The sequence below is a fragment of the Cellulophaga sp. 20_2_10 genome, from assembly GCF_023476645.1.
Taxonomy (GTDB): Bacteria; Bacteroidota; Bacteroidia; order Flavobacteriales; family Flavobacteriaceae; genus Cellulophaga.
Map to the genome: position 1 here is coordinate 1 of NZ_JAMCOJ010000043.1, position 1,271 is coordinate 1,271.

General features: G+C 26.5%; 2 protein-coding genes. Both read right to left on the minus strand.

The window, feature by feature from the left end; all coding sequences use genetic code 11:
- Positions 1-98: 98 nt before the first annotated feature.
- Positions 99-611, minus strand: coding sequence for a hypothetical protein (locus M4I21_RS18440; RefSeq protein ID WP_249560697.1), 513 nt, complete (start codon positions 609-611; stop codon positions 99-101).
- Entirely contained in the window at positions 598-1,134 is a 537-nt protein-coding gene (locus M4I21_RS18445; RefSeq protein WP_249560698.1) for a hypothetical protein, read from the minus strand. Before M4I21_RS18445 ends, M4I21_RS18440 begins: the two co-directional genes overlap by 14 nt.
- Positions 1,135-1,271: the final 137 nt, after the last annotated feature.

Here is a 1,271-nt window from a genome sequence, read left to right on the forward strand (position 1 = left end):
ACTAATTTAGTAAATAATTACCGACCAAGAAAGTCCGCGAGGACTTTCGTAAGTAGGCGAGAAGCCAGCAATAAATTATATACGGTGTTGGCAAATCGTTATTTTTTCATTATATATTTTGAATTCCAACTTTTCAATACACTATCAATTTCTATTTCGTTTAATTCAAATTCCTCTCTTGGTTCAGTATTATAAAATATTTTTCCATTTTGTTTTAAAGAAGAATCGTTCTTTATTTTACTGAATATGTTCAATTGTCTAATTCGACCATTTTCGTTTTTTATTCGATAAGCATCTGTTTCTTTACCTAAAATAAAATTTTCATTTTCAGATGGTGTTATGTTTTTCCAAACGTGAAGTATTTCGTTTGTTTTAGGTTTTTGTCTCCAAGATTTCCATCTATTTCCGAAAAATTCATCGTGCTTATTTTCTGCTGTCATATAATCATCGATGATTGGAACATTCAAAGATTTTCTCAAGTCGTTAGCTTTTATTCCATAATCTAAGTTCTCAATTTTACTCTTATTATCAAAATAACTGTAAGCAAAATAAATTCCAAAAATCAGAAGTACAATTTTAAAGAAATGTTTTTTTAGATTAAGGTTTTTCATAATTCCATTCATTCATTATACTGTCGGCTTCTTCTTTTTCCAATTTTCTTTCAGAATATTTTTCGTATTTACCTTCCTGATAATCCTTAAATTCATTTTTTCGACTGTCAGTTTTCATAAGTTTATATTCAAAGTCAATTTTGGAATTCAGTTTTTTTGATTCCATACTTAAAATATAATTAGTTGTGTCATTTATAAAATATAAAAAACTGTCATTTTCACTTTTCCAGTCATCTTTTTCGGAAGCATTTATAATTTTAATTCGGTGAATTAGTGGTTTTTCTTTTTTAGTATGATTTTCGTTTATCCAAATCATTCCCCAATTATTATCAACTGGCATTTTAAATGGTTCCATTTCAGTATTAATTATAGGAATTCCATTTTTCACACGAAACGAATTATATTTCTCTCCATATTGATAGTTTTTAATTATGAAATATTCATTGGTGTATTTATAAACTTGATAGATAGCAATAGCAATTAATAAAATTCCAAAAATATTTCTATATGTAATTTTCTTCATATTATAATACTTCGTTTATTTTCAAAAGTGTGATTGGTTAATGTTTGCCAACGTAATTGTATAAGGTTAGGTGCGTGGTTAAGAAACTAATTTAGTAAATAAAAACTGAATAGAAAATCCGAAGGGATTTTCGTAAA